Source organism: Streptomyces sp. NPDC057474, assembly GCF_042802555.1.
Lineage (GTDB): Bacteria > Actinomycetota > Actinomycetes > Streptomycetales > Streptomycetaceae > Streptomyces.
In genome coordinates this window covers 1-24056 of sequence record NZ_JBHVDX010000157.1, presented here as the reverse complement: position 1 = coordinate 24056, position 24056 = coordinate 1, and the positions used below count along the sequence as shown (strand labels likewise).

The 24056-nt window shown below is 71.1% G+C and carries 20 protein-coding genes, 3 pseudogenes and 1 riboswitch; of the genes and pseudogenes, 13 read left to right on the top strand and 10 right to left on the bottom strand.

The annotated features are described in order from the left end of the window. The first annotated feature begins 180 nt into the window (after positions 1–180). Positions 181–2223, top strand: coding sequence for a DNA helicase RecQ (recQ, locus tag ACFU53_RS33000; RefSeq protein WP_384000691.1), 2043 nt, complete (start codon positions 181–183; stop codon positions 2221–2223). Beyond that, the gene (locus tag ACFU53_RS32995) at positions 2207–2737 is read left to right on the top strand and encodes a DUF5959 family protein (RefSeq protein WP_384000688.1); all 531 of its coding nucleotides are present in this window, start codon (positions 2207–2209) and stop codon (positions 2735–2737) included. The genes recQ and ACFU53_RS32995 overlap by 17 nt, the downstream gene beginning before the upstream one ends. A gap of 192 nt (positions 2738–2929) precedes the next feature. On the opposite strand, the pseudogene ACFU53_RS32990 reads toward ACFU53_RS32995, so the two are convergent. Then, positions 2930–3393: pseudogene (locus tag ACFU53_RS32990) on the bottom strand (HEAT repeat domain-containing protein); the annotation flags it as partial. 196 nt (positions 3394–3589) lie between these two features. Between ACFU53_RS32990 and ACFU53_RS32985 the strand changes: the two are divergent. Continuing rightward, positions 3590–5221 carry an IS200/IS605 family accessory protein TnpB-related protein gene (locus ACFU53_RS32985; RefSeq protein WP_384000685.1) on the top strand — a complete coding sequence of 544 codons (1632 nt, stop codon included), beginning with the start codon at positions 3590–3592 and terminating at the stop codon, positions 5219–5221. A 5-nt stretch (positions 5222–5226) separates the two neighbouring features. On the opposite strand, the pseudogene ACFU53_RS32980 reads toward ACFU53_RS32985, so the two are convergent. After that, a pseudogene (locus ACFU53_RS32980) lies at positions 5227–5325 on the bottom strand (GntR family transcriptional regulator); the annotation flags it as partial. A gap of 162 nt (positions 5326–5487) precedes the next feature. After that, positions 5488–6732, bottom strand: a complete 1245-nt coding sequence (fahA, locus tag ACFU53_RS32975) for a fumarylacetoacetase (protein ID WP_384000682.1) — start codon at positions 6730–6732, stop codon at positions 5488–5490. A gap of 192 nt (positions 6733–6924) precedes the next feature. Between fahA and ACFU53_RS32970 the strand changes: the two genes are divergently transcribed. The 3 genes from ACFU53_RS32970 (at position 6925) to ACFU53_RS32960 (ending at position 10597) form a co-directional block, all read left to right on the top strand. Then, on the top strand, positions 6925–8202 hold the full coding sequence (locus ACFU53_RS32970; protein WP_384000679.1) for an ATP-grasp domain-containing protein: 1278 nt from the start codon (positions 6925–6927) through the stop codon (positions 8200–8202). A gap of 107 nt (positions 8203–8309) precedes the next feature. Further along, positions 8310–9512 carry an NAD(P)-binding domain-containing protein gene (locus tag ACFU53_RS32965; protein ID WP_384000676.1) on the top strand — a complete coding sequence of 401 codons (1203 nt, stop codon included), beginning with the start codon at positions 8310–8312 and terminating at the stop codon, positions 9510–9512. A 278-nt stretch (positions 9513–9790) separates the two neighbouring features. Next, positions 9791–10597 carry a Cof-type HAD-IIB family hydrolase gene (locus ACFU53_RS32960; protein ID WP_037693778.1) on the top strand — a complete coding sequence of 269 codons (807 nt, stop codon included), beginning with the start codon at positions 9791–9793 and terminating at the stop codon, positions 10595–10597. A 78-nt stretch (positions 10598–10675) separates the two neighbouring features. On the opposite strand, the gene ACFU53_RS32955 is transcribed toward ACFU53_RS32960, so the two are convergent. Beyond that, positions 10676–11449, bottom strand: a complete 774-nt coding sequence (locus ACFU53_RS32955) for a transglycosylase SLT domain-containing protein (RefSeq protein ID WP_384000672.1) — start codon at positions 11447–11449, stop codon at positions 10676–10678. Between the two features lie 4 nt (positions 11450–11453). Beyond that, positions 11454–11662, bottom strand: a riboswitch (cyclic di-AMP (ydaO/yuaA leader). A gap of 710 nt (positions 11663–12372) precedes the next feature. On the opposite strand from ACFU53_RS32955, the gene ACFU53_RS32950 reads away from it, so the two are divergent. The 6 genes from ACFU53_RS32950 to ACFU53_RS32925 all read left to right on the top strand — a co-directional run bounded on the left by ACFU53_RS32950 (position 12373) and on the right by ACFU53_RS32925 (position 17492). Continuing rightward, positions 12373–13383: a polyprenyl synthetase family protein gene (locus ACFU53_RS32950; RefSeq protein WP_384000669.1), complete on the top strand. Its 1011-nt coding sequence runs from the start codon at positions 12373–12375 to the stop codon at positions 13381–13383. Positions 13384–13591: 208 nt separating this feature from the next. Beyond that, positions 13592–13795 (top strand): hypothetical protein, encoded by a 204-nt coding sequence (locus tag ACFU53_RS32945; RefSeq protein ID WP_384000666.1) that lies wholly within the window; start codon positions 13592–13594, stop codon positions 13793–13795. Then, entirely contained in the window at positions 13792–13914 is a 123-nt protein-coding gene (locus ACFU53_RS32940) for a hypothetical protein (protein WP_384000664.1), read from the top strand. Before ACFU53_RS32945 ends, ACFU53_RS32940 begins: the two co-directional genes overlap by 4 nt. A gap of 222 nt (positions 13915–14136) precedes the next feature. After that, positions 14137–15507 carry an outer membrane lipoprotein carrier protein LolA gene (locus ACFU53_RS32935; protein WP_384000661.1) on the top strand — a complete coding sequence of 457 codons (1371 nt, stop codon included), beginning with the start codon at positions 14137–14139 and terminating at the stop codon, positions 15505–15507. Between the two features lie 70 nt (positions 15508–15577). Beyond that, complete coding sequence (locus ACFU53_RS32930) at positions 15578–16576, top strand: ABC transporter ATP-binding protein (protein WP_384000658.1); 999 nt, start codon at positions 15578–15580, stop codon at positions 16574–16576. 1 nt (position 16577) lies between these two features. Next, positions 16578–17492, top strand: a complete 915-nt coding sequence (locus ACFU53_RS32925; protein WP_384000694.1) for an ABC transporter permease — start codon at positions 16578–16580, stop codon at positions 17490–17492. Positions 17493–17543: 51 nt separating this feature from the next. Here ACFU53_RS32925 and ACFU53_RS32920 read toward each other — a convergent pair whose 3' ends face one another. The 3 genes and pseudogenes from ACFU53_RS32920 to ACFU53_RS32910 form a co-directional block, all read right to left on the bottom strand. Beyond that, positions 17544–18140: a flavodoxin family protein gene (locus ACFU53_RS32920; RefSeq protein WP_384000655.1), complete on the bottom strand. Its 597-nt coding sequence runs from the start codon at positions 18138–18140 to the stop codon at positions 17544–17546. A 138-nt stretch (positions 18141–18278) separates the two neighbouring features. Next, positions 18279–19633: pseudogene (locus ACFU53_RS32915) on the bottom strand (amidase). Positions 19634–19842: 209 nt separating this feature from the next. Continuing rightward, positions 19843–20721, bottom strand: coding sequence for a bifunctional 5,10-methylenetetrahydrofolate dehydrogenase/5,10-methenyltetrahydrofolate cyclohydrolase (locus ACFU53_RS32910; protein WP_384000652.1), 879 nt, complete (start codon positions 20719–20721; stop codon positions 19843–19845). A 27-nt stretch (positions 20722–20748) separates the two neighbouring features. Between ACFU53_RS32910 and ACFU53_RS32905 the strand changes: the two genes are divergently transcribed. Continuing rightward, on the top strand, positions 20749–20970 hold the full coding sequence (locus ACFU53_RS32905) for a hypothetical protein (RefSeq protein WP_384000649.1): 222 nt from the start codon (positions 20749–20751) through the stop codon (positions 20968–20970). 67 nt (positions 20971–21037) lie between these two features. Here ACFU53_RS32905 and ACFU53_RS32900 read toward each other — a convergent pair whose 3' ends face one another. From ACFU53_RS32900 to ACFU53_RS32890, 3 genes are all read right to left on the bottom strand, one after another. Beyond that, complete coding sequence (locus ACFU53_RS32900; protein ID WP_384000646.1) at positions 21038–21496, bottom strand: hypothetical protein; 459 nt, start codon at positions 21494–21496, stop codon at positions 21038–21040. Between the two features lie 124 nt (positions 21497–21620). Beyond that, positions 21621–22037 carry a DUF4913 domain-containing protein gene (locus tag ACFU53_RS32895; RefSeq protein WP_384000643.1) on the bottom strand — a complete coding sequence of 139 codons (417 nt, stop codon included), beginning with the start codon at positions 22035–22037 and terminating at the stop codon, positions 21621–21623. Between the two features lie 43 nt (positions 22038–22080). Then, on the bottom strand, positions 22081–23832 hold the full coding sequence (locus ACFU53_RS32890; RefSeq protein WP_384000641.1) for a TraM recognition domain-containing protein: 1752 nt from the start codon (positions 23830–23832) through the stop codon (positions 22081–22083). Positions 23833–24056 lie beyond the last annotated feature (224 nt).

Here is a 24056-nt window from a genome sequence, read left to right as displayed (position 1 = left end):
CTCCTGGAGGGGCCGGGTCCCGCCGTGTGTGCCGGTGCCGGGCCTCGGAGGGGCATGGTCGTGGCGCGCCTCATGCGGGTGGAGCCTGTGGATAACTCTGAGGCTGTCGGTGCGGGCGCCTATGGTGGCAGGGGCTGGAGGAACCACGGTGCGGAAGACGTACGACGCGGGGGACGGGCGATGATCGGGACGGGCGGGACGAGTGTGATGGCGGACGAGGACAGCACGACCGGGGCGGACAGCGAGGCGCTGGCCGTGCTCCACCGGGTCTTCGGATACGACGCCTTCCGGGGCGAGCAGGCAGCGGTCATCGAGCATGTGGTCACGGGCGGTGACGCCGTCGTACTCATGCCGACCGGCGGCGGCAAGTCCCTCTGCTACCAGATTCCGTCCCTGGTCAGAACCGGTACGGGCATTGTGGTCTCCCCGCTGATCGCGCTGATGCAGGACCAGGTGGACGCGCTGCGGGCACTGGGCGTGCGCGCCGGGTTCATCAACTCCACACAGGACTTCGGCGAGCGGCGCGTGGTCGAGGCGGAGTTCCTCGCGGGCGAGCTCGACCTGCTGTATCTCGCGCCGGAGCGGCTGCGGCTGGACGCCACGCTGGACCTGCTCGGACGCGGCAAGATCGCGGTGTTCGCGATCGACGAGGCGCACTGCGTCTCGCAGTGGGGCCACGACTTCCGCCCCGACTACCTGTCCCTCTCCCTGTTGGGCGAGCGCTGGCCCGACGTGCCGCGCATCGCGCTCACCGCCACCGCCACCCGCGCGACGCACCGGGAGATCACCGAGCGGCTGGCCATGCCCCGGGCCCGCCACTTCGAGGCAAGCTTCGACCGGCCCAACATTCAGTACCGGATCGTGCCCAAGGCCGACCCGAAGAAGCAGCTCCTGTCCTTCCTGCGCCAGGAACACGCGGGCGACGCGGGCATCGTCTACTGCCTGTCCAGGAACTCCGTCGAGCGGACGGCGGAGTTCCTGAGCAAGAACGGCGTCGAGGCGGTGCCGTACCACGCGGGCCTCGACGCGGGCACCCGCGCGGCACACCAGTCTCGGTTCCTGCGCGAGGAGGGGCTCGTGGTCGTCGCCACGATCGCCTTCGGCATGGGCATCGACAAGCCCGACGTACGGTTCGTCGCGCACCTGGACCTGCCGAAGTCGGTGGAGGGCTACTACCAGGAGACAGGCCGCGCCGGCCGCGACGGACTGCCCTCCACGGCATGGATGGCGTACGGCCTGAACGACGTCATACAACAGCGGAAGATGATCCAGGGCAGCGAGGGCGACGAGGCGTTCCGCCGCCGGGCCGCCAGCCACCTGGACGCGATGCTGGGGCTCTGCGAGACCGCCCAGTGCCGCCGAGGCCAGCTGCTCCAGTACTTCGGGCAGGAACCGCAGGCCGAAGGCTGCGGCAACTGCGACACCTGCCTCGTACCGCCGGAGACCTGGGACGGCACGGTCGCCGCGCAGAAGGTGCTCTCCACGGTGGTGCGGCTGCAGCGGGAGCGCGGGCAGAAGTTCGGCGCCGTGCAGATCGTCGACATCCTGCTGGGGCGGCGGACCGCGAAGGTCATCCAGTTCGACCACGACCAGCTCTCCGTCTTCGGCATCGGCGAGGAACTGGCCGAGGGTGAATGGCGGGGCGTCGTAAGGCAGTTGCTCGCCGAGGGGATCCTCGCGGTCGAGGGCGAGTACGGCACGCTCGTGCTCACCGAGGAGAGCGGGGCGGTGCTGCGGCGGGAGCGGGACGTGCCGCTGCGCAAGGAACCGAAGAAGCCGACGACCTCGCGGTCGGCGTCGTCCGGCTCGGGCTCCTCCGGCTCCGGCCGGGGCGACCGCAAACCCAAGGCGGCGGTCGAGCTCTCCGACGACCTGCTCCCCGTCTTCGAGGCGCTGCGTGCCTGGCGCGCCGAGCAGGCCCGCGAACACGGCGTCCCCGCCTACGTCATCTTCCACGACGCCACCCTCCGCGAGATCGCGGCCACGGCCCCCGCGTCCGTCGCCGAACTCGGCACCATCAGCGGAATCGGCGAGAAGAAGCTGGCGACGTACGGGGAGGGCGTGTTGGCGGTGCTGGCTTCGCTGGGCGGGGGTTCCAGCGGGTCGTCGGCGTCAGAGGCGGAGCCGGAGTCGGGACCGCCTTCGCCTTCGGCGGGTGACAAGGGGGAGGACTTCGACTGGCCCGATACGGAGCCGGAGCCCGAGCATGATGACTGGGCCTAGCACCGCGAACGGAATGATCACCACCGAGGGCGATCAGATGGAGCTGATTCGCCTTGCCGACGACGAGAACAGCGTCGTAGTCCGTGTGGGGGGACCGACGACCCAAGGTCTGCCGTGGGACGGCTGCCTCGACGTCGACATAGTGGTGACCAGCGAGTTCGCGAACGGGCACCTCAAGGAGGTGTGCCTGCTGCCGGAGGATCTGGAGGACTGGACGGAGGCGCTCGACCTGCTTGCCGAGGGCCGGCCGGTCGAGTGGATGGACGACGGGCGCAACCCGGAGGTGCGGATCACACCGACGGGCCCGTACCACTCGCAGGACCGGATCCTCAACGCCGTCGAGGTCACGGTGAGAGACCCCGTCGTGTCCCTCACCTCGGTCCGTGTCCTGGTGCGGCTGCCGGACGACTGGGTCGACGCCCAGCGGGTACGGCTCGCCCAGGTTCGCGAGGCGTGGCCCACTGTTCGCCCGTCAGGTCTTCGTGTCCCACGCGGAGATCATCACAGGCTGTGATCGCCGCTCTCCCCTGGGCGGCAGCGAACTTCACATCGCCTGGCCCGGTATTCGCCGGGGCCGTGACGATCTCGGTGATCTCCACCAGAAAGCTGCGGGCGTCGTCCGGTAGTTCCTTCAGCGCGTACCAGGCGCCGTCTCGTGCCACGCCGGTCGAGTACGTCCAACGATTCGTCTTCCCCGACAGGAGCCCTATGCCGACAGTGCACGGGACGCGTATGCCCTGACGTCGGCGTCGGAGTCCTTGGTGGCTGTGGTGAGGGCTGTGCGGACTGCTTCGGAGGTGGTATGGCGGGTGAGGGAGAGGACGGTGGCTTTGCGGGCGTCGGCGATGGGGTCGGTGAGGGCGCTGGGCAGGGCCGGGACGGCCACGGGCGAGGGTGCTGTGGAGAGGGCGGTGGCGGCGCCGGCCCGGACCTGCCAGGCGGGGTCGGAGAGGGCGGTGACGGCTTGGGCGGCGAGCGGAGGGGGCAGCCGACCGTGCCCAACGCGCCGTAGACGGCGGCGCGGACCAGGGGGTCGGGGTCGTGAGTGAGGGCGGGCAGAGCGGTGAGTGTCGTGGGGGCGGGGGTCTGAGGCGCGGAGGTCTTCGCCGCGATCGTGGCCAAGGCCTTGGAGATCGTGACGCGGACCTCGCGGGAGGGGTCTGGAGTTGCTGTCGCTGGAGTGTGTTCAAGAGCGTTTTGGTGAGTGGGAGTGAGTGTGGGGCAGTTTCGTGGCGTGCACCTCGGCCGTGGGGTCGACTCACGGTGGCGAACTGACGTTCTTTCATCGAATGCGTGACCTTCCCGGGTGGCGCTCGTTTGTCATGGCGACAGGGTTCTTCGGGTGGCATGGGGCGGGGGTGTCGGGATGGGTGGGCTGAGGAGTGTGGCGGCGGCGTTCGTCGCGTCCGGTCCGAGTGGTGTGGCCGTTCGGACCCGTCTCAAGCAGCTGACGCCGGGCGATGAGAAGGTGCTGCTCCTGGTGGGCGGGTATCTGGGGTCGCTGGCCTCGAAGGACCTCAAGACGCGGTGCCGGGACGGCCTGGAGCATTCCGGTGAGTCGTGGGCGGGGCGTAAGCGGGAGCTGACGCCGTTGTCGTCGTCGCGGTGGGCGGGCAGCATCACCAAAGCCACGCACGACCAGTGGGCGCTGGCCCGCCGCTGCCAGCTCGCGCACATCCAGAACCTGGAAGCAGGCGTCCGCACCATCGAGGACCGGCTGTCCCTACCGGTCGGGCAGAAGGGGACGAAGAAGACGCCCGGGGGTTACCGGTCCCGGCGGGAATGGCACGCGAAGTCGAGGCGTCTGCGGGTACTTCAGGACCGGCTGACCACTGCGCGGGCCGACCGTGAGGCCGGCCTCGTCCACGTCGCACGGGGCGGCAGACAACTGGCCCGCACCCGCCATCACCTGGACGCCGCCGGGCTCACGGAGTCCGCGTGGCGCGGGCGTTGGGAGGCGGAGCGCTGGTTCTGCCAGGCGGACGGCGAGTCCGGCAAACGCTACGGCAACGAGACCATCCGCATTAGCCCCGACGGCGAGGCGAGCATCAAACTCCCCGCACCGCTCGCGTATCTGGCGAATGCTCCGCACGGGCGGTACGTCCTGGCGGGCCGGGTCGCGTTCGCGCACCGGGGCGGCGAGTGGGCCGACCGCGTCGCAGCCAACCGGGCGATCGCCTACCGCATCCACCTGGATACCAGCCGGGACCGCTGGTATGTGACGGCCTCCTGGCAGCTCCCGCTCACCCCCGCCCTCCCGATCGAAACAGCTCTCACCCACGGTGTGATCGGCGTCGACATGAACGCTGATCACCTCGCTGCCTGGCACCTCGACGTTCACGGCAACCCGACCGGCAGCCCGCGCCGCTTCTTCTACGACCTGACCGGCACCGCCCACCACCGCGACGCCCAGGTCCGCCACGCCCTCACCCGCCTCCTGCACTGGGCCCACACCTGCGGCGTCAAGGCGATCGCGGTCGAGGACCTGGACTTCGCCGCCGAGAAGACCCGCGAAAAACACGGCCGCCGCACACGCTTCCGCCGGCTCATCTCCGGCATGCCCACCGCCAAGCTCCGCGCCCGACTGTCCTCGATGGCCGACGCCACGGGTATCGCGGTCATCGCCGTCGACCCGGCCTACACCTCTCGTTGGGGTGCCCAGCACTGGCAGAAACCCCTCACCCGCACAACCCGCACCACCACCCGCCACGAGGCTGCTGCCGTGGCGATCGGAAGGCGCGCCCAGGGACACCCGATCCGGCGACGGACGACACCGCCCCCACAGCACCGGAGTGATGCGGTGGGGCATCGGACCGTCCAGGCCGGACCAGGCATCCTTGGGCGTGAGGAACCCCGCCCCCGCATCCCCGGACCACGGACACGATCCGTGCCGCCCGGACGCGGAGTGAACGCGGGCAACCAGAACGCCCAACACCGTCCGGGGCGTTCGACTGAGCACGAGACCTGGCAACAGGACTCACTCCCGCTCAGTCCTTAGGAACGGTACTTCTGGGCGATGACGACGGTGCCCACGCCGGGGAAGCGTTCCACGAGGCCTTCGGCGCGGAGGAGGTCCAACGCCTGGCGGACCGTGCGCTGAGTCGGGCAGCTCTTCGCGGCCGTGGCGGCGCCCTGAAGGGGCGCGGGGAACTGCGCGAGCAACCACGGTGCATGGTGCGCCGCCCACGACGCGGTACCCCCACGGCGAACACGCGCCCCGTTCCACCGGCAAGGCGCCCCGCTCCACCGGCAGGGCGCACCGCGCTACTCCCGACCCCTGACCCTGCCCGTGACCTCGCCCAGCCCCACCCTCGTCCCGCCCGGTCCCGGAGCCCACGCCGTGATGGTCACCTCGTCGCCGTCCTCCAGGAACGTGCGCTTGCCGGTGGGGAGGTCGAGAGGGTCGCTGGCGTTCCAGGTGAGTTCGAGGAGGGAGCCGCGTTGGGCGGGGGACGGGCCGCTGACCGTGCCGGAGCCGTAGAGGTCGCCCGTGCGGAGGGAGGCGCCGTTGACGGTCATGTGGGCCAGCTGCTGCGCGGCGGTCCAGTACATCGTGGAGAAGGGCGGTTCCGAGACGACGTGCCCGTTGACGGCGACGGTGAGGTGGAGGTCGTACCCGCCGGGGTCGACGTGCGGCTCGGAGTCGTCCAGGTAGGGGAGGAGCGGGTGCGTGCGCTCCGGCGGCGACACCCGGGCCTCGTCCAGGGCGTCCAGGGGTGTGACCCAGGCCGAGACGGACGTGGCGAAGGACTTGCCGAGGAAGGGGCCGAGGGGGACGTACTCCCAGGCCTGAAGGTCGCGCGCGGACCAGTCGTTGAGGAGACAGACACCGAAGACGTGGTCGCGGAAGTCACCCAACCCCACCGGACGCCCCATTTCCGAGGGCACCCCCACCACGAACCCGACCTCCGCCTCGATGTCCAGACGGACGGACGGACCGAATACGGGCGCCGGATCGGTGGGCGCTTTGCGCTGGCCGGACGGCCGTACCACCTCCGTGCCGGAGACGACAACCGTGCCGGACCGGCCGTGGTAACCGATGGGCAGATGCTTCCAGTTGGGGGTGAGCGGGTCCGGTGAGTCGGGGCGGAAGATCTGGCCCACGTTCCGCGCGTGGTTCTCGGAGGCGTAGAAGTCGACGTAGTCGGCCACCTCGAACGGCAGGTGGAGGGTCACGGCGGACAGCGCGTGGAAGTGCGGGGCGATCGTCTCCCGGTGCGAGGGCACCGTCAGCCACGCCGTCAACGCCCGGCGGAGGTCCGACCAGGCCGTGCGCCCCGCCGCCAGCAGGGGGTTGAGGGTGGGGTGGGCCAGGAGCGCGGCGTACGGGGAGCCGAGGGCGTGGGCCGCCGCCGCGGCGTCGAGGACGTGGTCGCCGAGGCGGACGCCGACCGTACGGGCGTCGGAACCGGGGGAGGAGAAGACGCCGTAGGGGAGGTTGTGCGGACCGAAGGGGTGGCCCTCGGGGACATCGAAGGGATCGCCTTCGGGGACATCGAAGGGGGGCATCGGGGGCTGCCTCGCTCTCGTGCGTTCCGTCGTACCTCTGGTCGCGGCACACGTTACGGGGCGGTGCCAAGATCGGGGAGTGTCTAAAGAGTTCGTAATGTCCTGATAGGGGAGGGTCGGAAGGAAAGGTTCCGGCTTAGCGTCCTCTGGGGGACGCGGACGGGGTGGGTCCGGGTCCGGTAGGGGGGACACGTGGGGGGACCCGTGGCCAGGGGTACTTGGGGTGCGCCGGTACAGGCGGACCGAGACGTTCCGGGGATCGTCGTGAAGCTCGGCGACTATCCGCTGCACCATGGTGGCGTCGGAGCCATCCGCAGCCTGGGGCGGCTCGGAGTGCCGATGTACGCGATCACGGAGGACCGGTACACGCCGGCCGCCGTCTCGCGCTATCTGCGGCGGGCGTTCGTGTGGCCGACCACCGGGACGGAGGAGTCCGAGTGGTTGGTGGACGGCTTGCTGCGCATAGGGCGGCGGATAGGGCGGCCCGCCGTACTCATTCCCACCGACGAGGAAGCCGCGGTGCTCATCGCCGAGCACCAGGAGGAGCTGGCGACCCGGTTCCTCTTCCCCCGCGTCGACGGGAAGCTCCCTCGGCGGCTCGCCAGCAAGCAGGGGCTCCACGAACTGTGCGTGGAGCACGGCATCTCCAGCCCCGTGAGCTCGTTCCCGCAGTCGTACGAGGAGGTCGAACGGTTCGCGGAACGGGCCCGCTTCCCCGTGGTGGCCAAGAACAGGGAGGCGTTCGAGCGGCGTCGCCGGCCCGCGGTGAACGGGACGACACGCATCGCCGACCGGGAGGGCCTGCTGCGGCTGGCCCGCGGATGGGGTGAGCGGCCCGGGGTGATTCTCCAGGAGTACCTGCCCCGGGAGGACGCCGAGGACTGGATCGTGCACGCGTACTTCGACGCGGACTCGACGCCGCTCGCGATGTTCACCGGGGTGAAGGTGCGGTCGTGGCCGCCGCACGCGGGGATGACGGCGAACGCGTATGTCGTCGACAACCCCGAACTCGCGGACATCGCCGCGCGGTTCATCAAACAGATCGGGTTCACCGGGATCATCGACCTCGATCTGAGGTTCGACCGGCGGGACGGGCGGTACAAGCTGCTCGACTTCAATCCGCGGATGGGCGCGCAGTTCCGGCTCTTCGAGAACGAGGCTGGGATCGACGTCGTACGCGCCATGCACCTCGATCTGACCGGACGTCCGGTGCCGGAGGGGGAACAGCTCGCCGGGCGCCGGTACATCGTGGAGAACATCGATCTGCCGGCCCTGCTCGCCTACCGGCGCAGCGGGTACAGCACGCCGCACGCGCCGGCTCGCGCGAGCGGTACGGAGCTGGCGTGGCTCGCGGGTGACGATCCGCTGCCGTTCCTCACGATGCTCGCGCGCTTCGTGCGGCCGGGCGCGAAGCATCTGTATCACCTGTGGCGGAGCAACCGTCTCGGCAATGCCCATGTGCGCCCCTAGCCATGTGCGCCCTAGCCGGGCGCCCATGCGGTGAGCGACCATACGTGAACACGAAAGTCGCACAGAACAACACGAAGTAGGCATAACGCGTCCTGGGGAGGGACTTCGTGATTCAACCGGTAGCAGTCATCGGTGCCGGGCCGTTCGGTCTGTCCACCGCCGCCCATCTGCGGGCGCGTGGCATTCCGGTCCGCGTCTTCGGCGAACCCATGGTGAGCTGGCGGGACAACATGCCCGCCGGGATGCTTCTGAAGTCGACCCCGGCGGCGTCGAACATCGACGCCCCGCAGCGCGGTCACACCCTGGCCGACTACTGCGACGCGGCAGGGATCCGGCGGCTGGTGACGGACGAGGACATCATTCCCGTCGAGACCTTCATCTCGTACGGGGAGTGGTTTCAGCAGCGGCTCGTGCCCGAGTTGGAGCGGGTGCGGGTGGTGTCCGTGGACCGGAGCACGGGGGGCGGCTTCGAACTGAAGCTGGACTCGGGGGAGTTGTTCGCGGCACGGGCCGTCGTCGTGGCGAGCGGGCTGTTCGGGCTGGCGCATCTGCCGGCCGAGCTGGCGGGTGCGGCCGTGGACGGACCCGCCCCCACGGGGCCTGTCTCCCACAGCTCACAGCACCCCGAGCTGAGCCGGTTCAAGGACAGGGAACTGATCGTCGTGGGCGCGGGGCAGTCCGCCCTGGAGACGGCGGTACTGGCGGCCGAGGCCGGCGCGCGGGTGCGTGTGGTGGCGCGCGGCCGGGGCGCGGTGGCCTTCGGCGCGCCCCCGTGGAACCAGCCACGGCTGCGCCCCGAGTCGCCGTTCGGGCGGGCCTGGTCGCTGTACGTGCTCACCTATTACCCGCACCCGTACCGGTACCTGCCCGCGGCCACCCGGCACTTCCTGGTCCGCCGGGTGCTCGGGCCGCTCGGCGCGTGGTGGCTGCGGGAGCGGTTCGAGGGGCGGGTCGAGGTGCGGGAGGTGGAGCGGGTCGTGCGGGCCGGCGTCATCGACGGGCGTCCCCTGCTGGCCCTTCAGGGACACGAGGGCCGTATCGAGGAGGTGGCCGCGGACCATGTCATCGCGGCGACCGGGTACCGCGTCGACCTCGGGGCGATGGGGTTCCTGGGGCACGAACTCCGTACGGAGCTGCTGGTGAGCCGGGGTACGCCGGTGCTCGGTGCCGGGTTCCGGTCGTCGATACCGGGGTTGTACTTCACGGGGTTGCCGGCGGCGGCGTCGTACGGGCCGGTGATGCGGTTCGTGTGCGGGACGGAGTTCGCCTCGCCTCGGCTGGCTCGGCATCTTGCGGCGGCGCACGGGTGAGCCGGTTCCGGGATGAGCTCGCGCAGGGCGGTGCGTCGCGGGGTGTGGGTGCGTGGGGTTGTTCGCGCCCACGCGGCGGAGCCGCATGCCGATACAGCCCCGCGCCCCTGACGGCGCTGCCCCTGAGCGGCGGCGGTTGAGTACCCGTCGGTGAAGCACCACTGAACGGCGGTTCGGGAAAGGGATGTTGACGTTGGGGTGTGGTGGGGCTGTCGGGATGCCGGACGTCGTCCGGTTCGCGTCGAACCGATGGGGCGCCGCATCCGTATTCTCTGATCATGGCCGCACCCACCGCATATTCACTCATCGCCACTGACCTGGACGGAACGCTCCTGCGCAGTGACGACACCCTCTCCGACCGGTCCCTCGCCGCGCTGGCGCGGGCCACGGAGGCCGGTGCTCAGCACCTCGTGGTGACGGGACGGCCGGCGCCGAGAGTGCGCCCGCTGCTGGAGGACCTCGGCAGCAGGGGGCTCGCGGTGTGCGGACAGGGCGCGCAGTTGTACGACCACGGCGCGGACCGGCTGCTCTGGTCCGTCACCCTGGACAGAGAACTCGCCGAGACCGCGCTCGGCAAGATCGAGGCGGAAGTCGGACAGGTGTACGCCGCCGTCGACCAGGACGGGGTCGACGGCCTCACCCTGATCGAGCCCGGCTACCTCATGCCGCACCCCACGCTGCCCGCCGTACGGGTGCCGCGCCGGGACGACCTGTGGTGCGAGCCGATCAGCAAGGTGCTGCTGCGCCATCCCTATCTGTCCGACGACGAGTTGGCCTCGGCGGCGCGGATGGCGGTCGGTTCGCTGGCGACGGTCACCATGTCGGGGCCCGGCACCGTCGAACTCCAGCCATGCGGCATCACCAAGGCGACGGGCCTCGCCCTGGCCGCCGACCATCTCGGACTGACCCCGGACCGCACCATCGCCTTCGGTGACATGCCCAACGACATCCCGATGTTCGACTGGGCCGCGCACGGGGTCGCCATGGCCAACGCCCACCCCGAACTCAAGGCCGTCGCCGACGAGGTGACCCTCTCGAACGAGGACGACGGCATCGCGGTGGTGCTGGAGAAGCTCTTCCCCTGAGCGGCCGCCCCATTGAACAACTGTTCCCCTGGGCCCGCCGGCCCAGGGGAACAGGGTGAAGAAGGGGGAGCCGGAGGCTCAGTACGCCCCGAAGACGTTGTCGATCGAACCGTACCGATCGGCGGCGTAGTTGCATGCCGCCGTGATGTTCGCGACCGGGTCGTAGGGGTCGTACGGGGTGCCGGACACGTGGTACGCGGCGAACGTCGGGTCGATGACCTGGAGGAGGCCCTTCGACGGGGTGCCCGCGGCGGCGTTGGAGTCCCAGTTGTTGATGGCCTGCGGGTTGCCCGACGACTCGCGCATGATGTTGCGGTGGATCCCGTCGTACGTTCCGGGAATTCCCTTTTGCGCCATGATGTCCAGCGACTCGCGGATCCAGCCGTCGAGGTTGTTCGCGTACGTCGTGACCGACGCCTGCGTGGCCGTGGCGGTCTTGGACGCCGTGTCGCTCGCGGAGGACTTCGTGGTCGACGACTCAGGGGCCGTGGACGACTTCGTCCCCTTCAGCGTCAGCTTCAGGCCCGGGCGGATCAGTGCCGGGTTGTCGCCGATGGCCGCGCGGTTGTCCTTGTAGAGCCGCTGCCAGCCGCCCTTCGTGTGGTGCTTCCGCGCGATGGCGGAGAGCGTGTCACCGGAGACCACGGTGTAGGTCGTGGACTTGGCCTGCGCCGCGGCCGGCGCGGACTGCGGGGCCGACTGTACGGAGGTGACGGCCTGGGTCGGGGTGGCGGCGTTCGCGGTCGTGGCGACCGTGAGCGGGAGGGCCAGTGCGGCCCCGCCCGTTCCGGCGGCGACGATGCCACGGGTCAACGCGTTGCTTCTGGGGCGGCGGTGTTTGCCTGCGGGCATGGCGGATTCCTCTCCGTCGCCTGCGAGGTGAGCTGTCGGGTTCGGGCTGGAGATGCCCGGCCGCGCGCGTCGTCCCGGCGGTCGCTGTGCGTGCCGCGTCCGCTGGGCGTACTGCGCGTGGCTTCACCCCTAGCCGGTCCGGTGGGGAAATTCGGACCGGCGGCTTGCCTGGGTCCCCCGCTCCTGCCGTACGTGGATGAGTGGTGATGGATGGGGAGTCCGGGGCGGCGGCAGGATTCGGCGGTCCGTCCGGACGGGGTGTGAACGTATGCGAGAGCACACGACGGGAACAAGTCCCGGTTTGGCGGTTTGGTCCAGTTGACCTTGAGTTTGCTGCGATTCGACCCCGGTTCCGGGCACGGCTCGCGACTCAACTTGCCTACCGCAAAGGGAAAGTCGCCGGAGTGGGGCGGGGGTGCCATGCGGGATGCGGGTGACCCAACTCACGGGAGAAGTCGGGTGAAGTGCAGAGTAAGCGGCAAATCGGTCAACTCGGGCCGGGTGGAGGGGGTGTGCGGGAGGGGTGGAGGGGGCGTGCGCGGGAGGGGTGGGAGGGTGTGCCCGGGAGGTGCGAGGGGGCCGTGCGTGAGCGGGAAACGGTGGACGCGTGGGCGCGGTTTCGGCCGACCGCGGAGCGCGGAGGCGTCTCCGGGGGTGGGCCGGGTACTCGGGGCCGACCGTCGCGGGCGGGTGCGGCACGCGCGTCGGTGGGTATGGGCGCGTATCAGTTGATCAAGAATGTGGAGCGGCGGTCCCCTACCACTCGGGGCGAAGCCGTGGGCGCTCGTGGTGATCGAAAGGTGACCGGATACGCTGACTCGGGTGATGACAGCGACAGATCGACAAACTTTGTCATCGACCGTGAGAGCGACCTAGACCGACCGTGTGACCGTCAGTAGACGTCAGCAGACAGGAGAACCCTCGTGACCGTCGTCGAGCCGTTTGGGCTGAGCGCGCGGGACCAGGCTCTCGAAGCCGATGTCCAGGCCGGAATGGCGGCCGTCGAGGAGGGTCTGCTCGAGGCGACCAAGAGCGAGGTCCCGTTCATCCAGGAGGCCGCCCAGCATCTGCTGCGCGCGGGCGGCAAGCGGTTCCGGCCGCTGCTGGTGATGCTCGCGGCGCAGTTCGGTGACCCGTACGCGCCGGGTGTCGTGCCCTCGGCGGTGGTGGTCGAGCTGACGCATCTGGCCACGCTGTACCACGACGACGTGATGGACGAGGCCGAGGTGCGCCGGGGCGTGCCGAGCGCGAACGCCCGCTGGGACAACTCCCTGGCCGTGCTGACCGGTGACTTCCTCTTCGCCCGCGCCTCGCACGTCCTCGCCGACCTCGGTCCTGACGCCGTCCGCATCCAGGCGGAGGCCTTCGAACGGCTGGTCACCGGACAGATCCTGGAGACCGCGGGGCCGCGCGACGGACGCGACCCGATCGAGCACTACCTCGACGTGCTGGGCGGCAAGACCGGGTCGCTGGTCGCGGTCGCCGGGCGGCTCGGCGCGCTGATGGCGGGCGCCGATGAGACCGTGGTCGACGTGCTGACCCAGTACGGGGAGCGGCTCGGCGTCGCCTTCCAGCTCGCGGACGACGTCCTCGACATCGCCTCCGACTCGCACGAGTCCGGCAAGACCCCCGGCACGGATCTCCGTGAGGGTGTGCCGACCATGCCGGTGCTGCGGCTGCGCGAGCACGCGGGGCGGCTGGGGCTGCCGGACGACATCGCCCTCTGTGAACTGCTCGACTCCGACCTCACCGACGACGCGCGCCACGCCGAGGCGCTGGCCCGGCTGCGTGTCCACCCCGCGCTGGAGCAGGCCCGCCGCGACACGATCCGCTACGCGGAGGAGGCGCGGGCCGTACTGGCACCGCTGCCGGAATGCGACGCGAAGGCGGCGCTCGTGGAGCTGTGCGACGCGGTGGTGCACCGCGCCGGTTAGGCGCCGCGCCGGTTAGGCACCGTCGACTCCCGGGCTCGTCCGCAATCGCCGGACGGGCCCGATCAATCAACGCCCGGAAGCTGATGCAGGGGGCGTTGGCTGCGTTACGGGGAGAAAACGGAATCGCGGGGTCTTTCGTTGCATAAGCATCGCGTGGTAATCGCGGTGGCAATCGCGTGGTGAGGGTCTGATCTTCTCCGGCATCGCGGTGGCCACCGCGGCCGGTGTCGCCGCCGCCGTGATCCCGGCGGTCGCGGACAGCGGAAGCCGCGGGGGCGGGCAGGAGATCGCGGTGCAGCAAGGTGGGAACGCCGACGGCGACCTCTTCGGCGGCGCCGGCGCCGGGCGGGCCCGCCGTGGGGGACAAGGACGGCGCGGCACCGACAAGCAGCGCAGCCACCCGTTCGGATGACGGTACCCGGTCAAGCCTCCAAGCGCCGGGGGCTGCCGGCGAACACCGCCGAGATCCTCCGGCTCAACACCGTCGGCGGCGTCCCGCACAAGGCGGACTACGTGTTCGTCAATCGCTAGAGCGCCAGTTCGATCGACGGCGCCTCCCCCTGACGACCCCTACGGGTTGGGGGGAGGTGTCGCCTCGCTGTGTCATCCCGTAGCAGTACGTCGAGTTGAGCCCGGAGTCTGACGCTTCTCTCTGGCCGATTTGGTCAGATGGGTATCACCACTCCTCACCGATTCGGGTGAGAATGGCGGCTCCGAGTAGACGCCGCCGCCGACGACGGAGGTAAGGCACACATGGCACCGTACGAAACCGACGACAGCGCCCGGTCCGGCGACGCCGCCGCGCTCGCGGCCGAGGCCGAGGAGATGCGCTCGGCACGGCGACGCAAGGCCGCGCGGTACGTCGTCCCGGTCACCGTGCTGGGCGTGGCGGCCGCGACCATCGGGCTCGTCCCGGCCTTCGCCGGCTCCGGTGACCCCGATCTGCCGAAGATCAGCGCGCAGGAACTCATCGAGAAGATCGCCGCTTCGGACGTAGAGCAGGTGTCCGGCACGGTGAAGATCACCACGGATCTGGGCCTGCCCGACCTGGGCGGTCTCGCGGGCGGCCTCGCCTCGCAGGCGCCCTCCGGGGGCGACGGCGGATCGGCCGCCGACCCCTCCGCCAAGCTCCTCGAACTCGCCTCCGGCACCCACACGTTGCGGGTCGCCACCGACGGCCCGGACAAGCAGAAGCTGTCGCTGCTGGACGACGCCGCCGAGTACAGCGTCATCCACAACGGCGACGACCTGTGGGCCTACGACAGCGCCTCGAACGAGGTGTACCACGCGACCGACGCCGGTGAGGGCAAGGACCGCGAGGGTGAGGGCGGCAAGGGCAAGCACGCACCCGACGCCTCCGAGGACGTGCCCGCCACGCCTCAGAAACTGGCCGAGGAGGCCCTGAAGGCCGTCGACGACACCACATCCGTGACCGTCGACGGGACCGCGCAGGTCGCCGGACGGGACGCCTACAAGCTGGTGATCAAGCCGAAGCAGTCCGGTTCGACGGTCGGGGCGATCTCGATCGCCGTCGACGCGAAGACGGGGCTGCCGCTGAAGTTCACGCTCACCCCGACGAGCGGCGGCGCGGCCGTCGTGGACGCGGGCTTCACGAAGGTCGACTTCGGCAAGCCGAGCGCCTCGACGTTCGACTTCACTCCGCCGAAGGGCGCGAAGGTCACGGAGGCCGACGAGGTCGAGAAGTCGGGCGACCACGAGTCCGGCTTCGGCGACTCCGCGTTCGAGGAGTCCGGCAAGAACGGGGCGTCCAAGGACGGCAAGGGACTCAAGGAGGGCAAGGGACTCAAGGGCTCCGAGGGCTCCGGGGAGGAGTTCGCCAGCGGCCTCGACGGGCTGAAGACCATCGGCAAGGGCTGGAGCACCATCGCCGAGTTCGACAGCGGCGCCGAGGGCGGCATGCCCACCGGCGACGGCGACTCGTCCGGTGATGCCCGGGTCGACGGGTTCCTGAACTCCCTCGGCGACCAGGTCAAGGGCGAGTTCGGCTCGGGTACGGTCTTCAAGACCCGGCTGATCAACGTCCTCTTCACCGAGGACGGCAAGGTGTACGCGGGTGCCGTCACCAAGGACGCGCTGGTGAAGGCGGCCAACGCGGCGAAGTAGCGACGACTGACCGGTGGGCCGGGACGGCGAGACCGCTGTCCCGGCCCACCGGCCGTACCCGAGGGGAGCCATGACCGACGCAGCCATCCACACCCAGGGGCTGACCAAGACCTTCCGCGGCGGCCAGGTGGCCGTGGACCACCTGGAACTGACGGTTCCCAGCGGCAGCGTCTTCGGCTTCCTCGGCCCGAACGGCTCGGGCAAGACCACCACCATCCGCATGCTGATGGGTCTGATCGAGCCGACCTCGGGCACGGCCCGGGTCCTCGGCCGGCCCATGCCGTGCTCCACCCGGACCGTGCTCCCGCACGTGGGCGCCCTCATCGAGGGACCCGCGCTGTACGGGTTCCTCTCCGGCCGCGACAACCTGATCCGCTACGACTCCGCCGACCCGACCGCCGACCCGCGCACCCGGCGTACGCGGGTCGCGACCGCGCTCGACCGGGTGGGGCTCGGGGCCGCCGCCGGCAAGAAGGCGAAGGCGTACTCGCTGGGCATGAAACAGCGGCTGGGCCTCGCGGCGGCGCTGCTCCAGCCGCGCCGCCTCCTCGTCCTCGACGAGCCGACCAACGGGCTCGATCCGCAGGGCATGCGGGAGATCCGCGCCCTGGTACGGGAGCTGGCGTCCGACGGCACCACCGTCTTCCTCTCCTCGCACCTGCTCGACGAGATCGAGCAGGTGTGCACCCATGCCGCCGTCATGGCCCAGGGCCGACTCATCACCCAGGGGTCGGTGAGCGAACTCGCGGCCGGCGCGCGCGGCCGCCTCGTCGTCACCACCCCCGACACGGCGGACGCGGCCCGCGTACTCAAGGAACAGGGCGTCGGGGATGTGGTTGTGACCGAGGGAGAGGGCCGGGGCGACGGCCGAGGCCCGGCCGAGGGGGACCGGGTGGGCGAGGGAGGCCGGGTGACGGCAGAACCGCCACCACCCGACCGCGACCTCGCCGATCTGAACGCCGCACTGGTCACCGCGGGCGTCCGCGTCCGCGGCTTCGCCCTCGAACGCGCCTCCCTGGAGGACGCGTTCGTGGCGCTCACGGGGGAGGGTTTCGATGTCGCGGGTTGAGATGTCCTCCGGTGAGGCCGAGCCGGCGGTGACGCCCGAGGCCGCTTCATCCGACGCCCGTACGTCCAGCATCCTCTGGACCTTCGGGCTGTTCCGCAGCGAGTTGGTGACCACCTTCCGGCGGTGGCGGACGATCGCGCTGCTGGGTGTGCTCGCGGCGGTGCCGGTACTCGTCGGGATCGCGGTGCGGATCGAGACGGGTGACGGGGCGTCGATGGGCGGCGGACCGGGCGGCGGTGGCGGCGGGCCCGCGTTCATCGCGCAGATCACCAACAACGGGCTGTTCCTGGTGTTCACGGCGCTGGCCGCGACGCTCCCCTTCTTCCTGCCGATGGCCGTCGGCGTGATCGCTGGGGACGCGATCGCGGGCGAGGCGAACGCGGGCACCCTCCGCTATCTGCTGGTCTCACCCGCCGGCCGGACCCGGCTGCTGCTCACCAAGTACGCGACGACCATGACGTTCTGCCTGGTCGCGACCCTCGTCGTGGCGGCCTCGGCACTGGCCGTCGGGGCATTGCTGTTCCCGCTCGGCGACCTGACGACGATCTCCGGCACGCGCATCAGCTTCGCCGACGGGCTGCTGCGGGCGCTGCTGATCGCGCTGGCGGTGGCCGCGTCACTGATCGGGATCGCGGCCCTCGGGCTGTTCATCTCCACCCTCACCAACAGCGGCATCGCCGCGATGGCCACCACGGTCGGGCTCCTCATCACCGTCCAGATCCTCGACCAGATCCCCCAGCTCGACGCCCTCCACCCGTACTTCTTCTCCCACTACTGGCTCTCCTTCGCCGACCTCATGCGCGAGCCGATCTACTGGGACGATCTCCAACGCAACTTCGGCCTCCAGGCCGTGTACGCGGCGGTGTTCGGCTCGGCGGCGTGGGCAAGGTTCACGGCGAAGGACATCACAGCCTGACCCGCCCGACCCGCCCGACCCGCCCGACCCGCGTGACTCGTGTGAGACGACTCAGGCGCCAGCCGCGTCCGTGTCGTACGGGAAGCGCGCGAACGGCGGTTCCTCGGTGAGGAACGTCTTCGCGCGGGTCAGGGCCGCCGTGTCACGGAGTACGTCACCGGGTTTGCTGCCGTTGCCCAGCAGGACTCCGCCGAAGCGCATGCCCATGTACGCGGCGGAGTTGTTGAGCGTCCCGATGAGGGGCTCGGCGACCTCCTCCTCGTAGTGGGCGAGCGCGGTGACGCCCCAGAGGGTGCGGTCGGCCATCGTCTTCTTGAAGTCGAGACCCGGGGTGCGCAGCCAGCCCGACCAGTGGTCGAGGTAGCGCTTGACGTGGGCGGACACGGAATACCAGTACAGCGGCGACACGATCACGAGGTCCGTGGCCGCGAGCGTGGCGTCCAGCAGCAATGCCCTGTTGTCGCCCTCCGGTCGCACATGGTCGCTGTCGTGACGCAGGTCCTCGAAGTCCGGCAACGGATGCTCCGCGAGGTCCAGCCAGCGCTGTTCGACCCCGTCGGGCAACTGTTCGGCGGCCGCGCGGGCCAGCATCTCGGAGTTGCCGTCCGGCCGGCTGCTGCCGAGAACGAACAGGAAACGGCGGGTCATGGGGTCCCCCTGGATATGCGGCGTCCGTGCACGCGACGCGCGGGTGCGCGGCGTACAGCGATTACTTGCGCAGACAATATATGCGTACGCATGAGAACGCCAGGGTGTCCGCGGGTGCCTGCCGCACGGCGATCTCCCTCAGCGCGCGACTTCGGCGGCACATGCCACCCGCAGCAGCAACTCCTCCTCGCCGTGCCGGGCCACCAGTTGGAGGCCGACCGGGCAGCCGTCGGGGTCGAAGCCGGCCGGGATGCTCAGGGCCGGGTGGCCACTGAGGTTGAACGCCCAGGTGAGGGCCGTGGAGTAGCGGTCACCGGGGCCGTCGTGGCCGTGGGGCGTGTTGGGTGTGGTGGGGGTCAGGATCAGGTCGGCCTCGGCGAAGAGGGCGGCGAGCCGCCGGTCGTTCTCGGCGCGGAGTCCTTGGGCCGCCTGGAGGGTGGCTGGGCCGGTGCCGGCCGCGGCACGGAGGGCGAGCCAGGCCGGTCCCGGGTCCTCCAGCCACAGCGGATTCGGCTGCCGCTGGGTGGGCGGGTGTGTCGCCCGCGAGGGCGGGGCGTCCTGCCGTACGGGCGCGATCTCCTGCGGTACCGGCAGCTGTACGAGTCCTGTGAGTCCTGTGAGTCCTGTGAGTCCTACGAGCCGTACGAGGCCCGCGTCCGCGAGGCGGAGTGCGGCGCTGCGGGCGATCGCGGCGGGTTCGGCGTCGGTGTCGGCGAAGCCGAGGTCGGCCGACCAGACGGCGGCGGGGGGAGGCGGGACATGGCCGACTGCCGGTGCCGCTCCGGCTGGGCGTGTTGTTTCAGCCGTCCGCTCCGCGCACGTGGCTTCAGCCGTCCCGGCTGCCCTGGCCGAGAGCGGCTTCTTCCGTTCGTCGCGCTCCGACCTGCGCCCTCCCCCGTCTTCTGAGCCCGCGTGTCCCCCGTCCCTGTCACGCACCGCCAGTACGCCGCCGCGTCCGACGCGTACCGGGTGAGGACGCCGGCCGCCGCGAGGCCCGTGCGGTCGGCGGAGGGCAGGCGCCCGTTCGTGGTCTTCAGGCCGACGACGCCGCACCACGCGGCCGGGATACGTACCGACCCGGCGCCGTCCGTGCCGGTCGCCATCGGCACCAGGCCCGCGGCGACCGCCGCCGCGGACCCGGCTGAGGAGCCCCCCGGCGTCCGGTCGGCCCGCCAGGGGTTGACGGTGCGGCCGCCGGCCCCGAGGCCCCAGGTCTGCCAGGGGGTGCCGGGACCGGGCACGGAGGTCGCCCCCACGGGGACGCAGCCGGCCGCGATCAGCGCCCGCGCCGACGCCCCACGCAGTCCGGACCGACCCTTCACCCCGATCGGCACCCCGGCCAACGGCAGCCGCACGCCCGCGGCGACCCGCGCGTCCACCTCCGCCGCCCGCCGCAACGCCTCCTCCGCCCACACCTCGACGAACGCACACAGCGTGGGCTCGGCCTGCTCGATCCGGGCGAGCGCGGCCGCGACCACGTCGACGGCCCGCAGCTCACGCGCGCGTACGGCGGCGGCGATCCGCACGGCCGAGGGCGTCGGAAAGCCGTTGGGCGGAAAGCTGTTGGGCGTGAGGGCCTCGGGTGGCAGGGAGTCGGGCGGCAGGGAGTCGGGTGGCAGGGAGTCGGGTGGCAAGAAGGTGGGCGGCTGCATGGCCTCTTCGGGTCTCTCGGGCTTCTCCAGGGTGGGTCAGCGGTCAGCGGTCACCGGCTCGGTCCAGCCTGCGTGGGTGGCTTCGGCGGGTTGGGCAGCTGGGCGCGGGCCGGTGCGGAGGGTCCGGCCGTGGGGTTGGCCGTACCGGGGCCGAGACCCCCGTTCCCGGCCCAGGTGCGGAGCTTGGCCGCCTGCGCGATCGGGTTGCCGGGTGGCTGCTGACCGGGTGCCTGCTGACCTGGGGCCGGCTGGCTCGGCGTCTGTCCGCCGGGTGCCTGTTGCCCAGGCTGCCGCTGGTTCTGTGACTGCTGTCCCGTCGCCACCGAGGCCCTCGGCGGTTCCTGTGTGCCGTGGGCCAGCTGTTCCTTGGTCTGGTACGGGCGCGGCTCGACCTTCCAGGCAGGGGCGGCGGGGTCCACCTCGCGGCGGACGACGCGTTCCATGAGGGTGGCCATCTCGACCGGGCCGATGCCGCCGGGGACGGGGGTGAGGTGCTGCGGGATGTCGTACGCCGACCGCTGGACATCGCCCTTCACACTGCCGTCCGCCTGCGGTACGAACCCGGAGTCGACGACGAGCCGGTGATGGGGACGGAGGTGGTCGGGGCCGAGGATGCCGGGGTTGCCGGTGACGGAGACGACGATGTCGGCGTCGCGTACCCGTCGGAGGTCGTCGCCGGCGTCGAGCTCCATCAACCGGTGGCCCTGTTCGCGCAGGGTGGTGACGACGCCCTGCCCGACGAACCCCTTGCTGCCCACGACCGCGATCACCGGATCGTCCTTGGCGAACGGTTCCACGACCCGGCAGATGCCCTCGGCCGTGGCGCACGCGTTGTACGGGGAACGGCCCTTGGTGAGCGCGTCGATGTCCTTGGCCGGGTCCATCCGTTGCACGAGCGGCTGGAGATGGGCCGGCGGCGGGAACTGCACGATGATCGCCCGGTCGCCGGATCCTGGTTGGCCTGCTGCAGCACCGCCGCGAACTGCGCACGCGTGGTGCCCGGCGGCATCACCACATGGTCCGCCTGGAAGCCCAGGTGCTCGAAGCTCTTCACCTTCTGCTCGGCGGAGACCTTCGACGCCGCCAGCTTCACCTTCCACTCCGGCGGATCGTTCTCCGCGGGCTGGAAGCGGATGATCGCCACCCGCTGTCCCGTCGGGGCCACGGTGTCCCGGTAGTTGGCGTACAACGCCTTGGCCTGGTGCAGGACGTCACGCCCCGACACATGCTCGGTCATCGGTCAGCTCACCCCCGTGTCGCTTCGTGGTCGATCCGGGCGAGCACCTGGCCGACCGGTTCGAGCTGGTGGCCGAGGAGTTCCTCCACGTCCTGGGCGGTGAACGTCCGGTCGCCCGACAGGTCGTCGGTGTGCCCGTCCGGGCCCGCCGTGAGGGTGATCAGGGTGAAGGACTCCGGCCCGGTCGGGTCGTGGTAGGAGAACGCGCCGAAGTGGGCGATCCAGAAGACCTCGACCGGCTCCGTGCCGAACGCCCTGCGCAGGGCGGGCAGTACGGCGTCCGCGACGCTGCCGAAGTCGTCGGTGACGCCCCGGTCGTCGGGGTTGCTCGCCAGTTCGGACACGACCGCGACCGCCCGGCCGGTGACGGTGGAGTGCGCCGCCCGCACCAGGGTGTGCGCCCGGCCCGCCCGGCGGTGGCGCCAGTCGACGACGTCCTCGAAGTACCGGAGGGTCGAGTTGTTCATGGCTGTCTCTCCTGTCGGCCCTGACCGGCGCCCACGAGTTCGTTTCCGCTGGTGGTCGCCTTGTGTTCCGCTGTGCGTCGGTCCAGGGTATGGCGGTCGATCCCCCGGCTCGGGGCCCGTCGGCTCAAGGGTTCGTCCCGTACGGTTCGACGGTCGGCGGCTGCTTCGCGCGGTGGGTGCCCGCCTTGCAGCCCGCGAACGGGCCGCCGGGGGAGCGGAGTTCGGCCATGACGGGGCCGAGGTGGTCGCGGTGCCACACCGCCGGGCCCGACGCGCCCGCCGTGGGGTCGGTGAGTTCCTGCCAGGCCAGCCACAGGGCGTGCAGCCGCGCCACCGCCTCCAGGTGCTCCCACCAGCGCGGGCACCAGGGTTGCTGGGACGTGACCTCGCGGCCGTAGACCGGGAGGAGCAGGTCCCCGACCCAGACGGCCAGGGCACGCATCTCGTCGGCGTACTCGGCGCCGTCGAGGTAGAGGATGAACGGCGGGGCGGCGGCGGGGAGCGGCTGTTCCAGGTTGTGCTGTTCGACGCTGGTGGTCATCGAGGGCTCCCTTCGAGAAGTTTTTTCGGCTCCGGGCCCGGTCTCATCGGACGATGCCCTCCGCCGCCCTGGCCGTGATGGCCTTGACCTCGGCCTGGGTGGCGAGGGCGATGCGGTCGGCGCCGGGTTCGGCGTACCAGGGGCGCAGGCGGACGAGGGCGGGCTTGACGCCGGTGGCGAGGAGGAGGGCGGTGCCCTTGGGGAGGGCGCGGATGCGGTCGGCGGGGAGGATGCGTTCGAGGCGGTACGAGGTGGAGCGGGAGCGGCCGTCCTTGCCGCGGGAGTGGCTCACCGTCGTCACGTCGTGCTCGCCGACCAGTCGCGAGACCTTCTCCACGAAGTCAGCGTCGTCGAGACCCGCGCCGAGCAGCTTGATGGTGGCGGCGCCCCACAGCGCGTCCATCCCGGCCTCGCCCCACACCCGCGTGCCCTGACGGTAACTCTGCAGCAGTGTCACGACGTTGATGCCGCGCGAGCCGAAGTGGGAGTAGAGGTCGGGCAGGTCGGAGATACGGCAGACGTTGGCGGCCTCGTCCAGCACGGCCGTCATCGGCGGGTCCAGGCGACCGCCCATCCACTCGGCCGCCACGACTCCCGCGCGCAGTACGGAGTCCGCGCACGCGGCGATGACACCGGCCGCCGAGCCGCCGCCGTCCTTGGAGAGCAGATAGAGCGTGTCGGACGACAGCGCGTGCCGCGCGGGCAGGAACTGCGGCAGGTCCGCATCCGGGCTCACCCAGGCCGCGATCGCCGGGTCGAGCAGGCACGCCACGCACTGGCGGGCCGTCTCGTAGATGCCGTCCCGGGTCTCCACCGCGCCCTGGACGGTGCCCTGGAGCTGGTCGGCGAGGGCCGCCATGCCCGCGTCGCGGAGCAGGTCGACCGGCGTACGGTCGGCCGGATCCGCCAGCCATGCCAGCACCTCCTCCACCTGCCGCTCGCCCCGGTTCGCCGCGTGGAACAGGGCCATGAGGGTGTTCTGGGCCGCCGAGATCCAGAAGTCGCGCTTGGAGGCGTCGTCGTTGACCGCGCCGACGAAGTGGCCGGCCAGGCGGCGGGCGCCCTCGATGGTGGCGGCGTCGGCGAGCATGTCCCACCACAGGCCGCGCGGGGTGTGCGCGATGCCCTGCGGGTCGAACGTCCACACCGTGCCCACGCGTTCGCGCTCCGCCCGGGTCACGCTGTACACGTCCGCCTTGTTCGAGGTCAGCAGCACGCTGCCGCGGGCGCGCAGGACGCGCGGGACGGCGATGCCGGTGGACTTGCCGGCCCTCGGTGCCATCAGGTCCAGTTCCACGTCCTCGTAGCTGCTGCGGAGTTCGGGGCCGCCGGGTTCCAGGTTGCCGAGGAGGTTGCCCGTGTCGTCCGGGGGGAGCTTGCCCGACTTCGGGAGGGACGGGCGGAGTCGGCGGGCCCTGGTGGTGGCGCCCTTCGGGAGGAGGCCGGAGAGTTCGCGGCGGCCGGCGAGGCCGCTGGGCTTCCTGCCTCGGCGGCGGATGAGTACGACCGGGGCGATGAGCAGGGTGAGGGTGGCGCCGAAGACCGTGCCCATGCCGGCGGTGATCGCGCCGGGTGACGCGGTCGGCCATAGGGCTGCCGGGCCCTCTGTGACGAGGGTCTTCATCGTGTCGAGGGTGAAGGGGGGTGGGTCCCAACCGGTTCCGGTGAGGGCTGCGGCCAGGGTGCCGCCGAGCCAGGCGCCGAAGAAGAGGGTGCCGATGAGCAGGGCGGCGCCGGGGATGATCCAGGGCAGTAGGTCGTCGCCGGTGGTGTGTTGGTGCTTGCGTGTGCTCACTTCTGTTCCCCCGTCAGCTGATCGATTTTTCTCCGCCCCCGCCGCCCCTACCCGTCCCATCCCCAGGGGCTGCAGCCCCTTCGACCCCGCACGCGCAAGAGCTCGGGGGGTTCGGATGGTCCGGCGGGTGCGGGTCCGGCGTGGTTGCTCGCGCAGTTCCCCGCGCCCCTGAAGGACGACGGCCTTCGGGCCGAAGGCACGGGGCGCAGCCCCTGTGTCTGGGG

Bases quoted from the DNA above. Each gene is read 5' to 3' on its own strand.
- recQ (WP_384000691.1), top strand. From the start codon at position 181: ATGATCGGGACGGGCGGGACGAGTGTGATGGCGGACGAGGACAGCACG.
- ACFU53_RS32995 (WP_384000688.1), top strand. From the start codon at position 2,207: ATGATGACTGGGCCTAGCACCGCGAACGGAATGATCACCACCGAGGGC.
- ACFU53_RS32985 (WP_384000685.1), top strand. From the start codon at position 3,590: ATGGGTGGGCTGAGGAGTGTGGCGGCGGCGTTCGTCGCGTCCGGTCCG.
- fahA (WP_384000682.1), bottom strand. From the start codon at position 6,732: ATGCCCCCCTTCGATGTCCCCGAAGGCGATCCCTTCGATGTCCCCGAG.
- ACFU53_RS32960 (WP_037693778.1), top strand. From the start codon at position 9,791: ATGGCCGCACCCACCGCATATTCACTCATCGCCACTGACCTGGACGGA.
- ACFU53_RS32955 (WP_384000672.1), bottom strand. From the start codon at position 11,449: ATGCCCGCAGGCAAACACCGCCGCCCCAGAAGCAACGCGTTGACCCGT.
- ACFU53_RS32940 (WP_384000664.1), top strand. From the start codon at position 13,792: ATGACGGTACCCGGTCAAGCCTCCAAGCGCCGGGGGCTGCCGGCGAAC.
- ACFU53_RS32935 (WP_384000661.1), top strand. From the start codon at position 14,137: ATGGCACCGTACGAAACCGACGACAGCGCCCGGTCCGGCGACGCCGCC.
- ACFU53_RS32930 (WP_384000658.1), top strand. From the start codon at position 15,578: ATGACCGACGCAGCCATCCACACCCAGGGGCTGACCAAGACCTTCCGC.
- ACFU53_RS32925 (WP_384000694.1), top strand. From the start codon at position 16,578: ATGTCCTCCGGTGAGGCCGAGCCGGCGGTGACGCCCGAGGCCGCTTCA.
- ACFU53_RS32920 (WP_384000655.1), bottom strand. From the start codon at position 18,140: ATGACCCGCCGTTTCCTGTTCGTTCTCGGCAGCAGCCGGCCGGACGGC.
- ACFU53_RS32900 (WP_384000646.1), bottom strand. From the start codon at position 21,496: ATGAACAACTCGACCCTCCGGTACTTCGAGGACGTCGTCGACTGGCGC.
- ACFU53_RS32895 (WP_384000643.1), bottom strand. From the start codon at position 22,037: ATGACCACCAGCGTCGAACAGCACAACCTGGAACAGCCGCTCCCCGCC.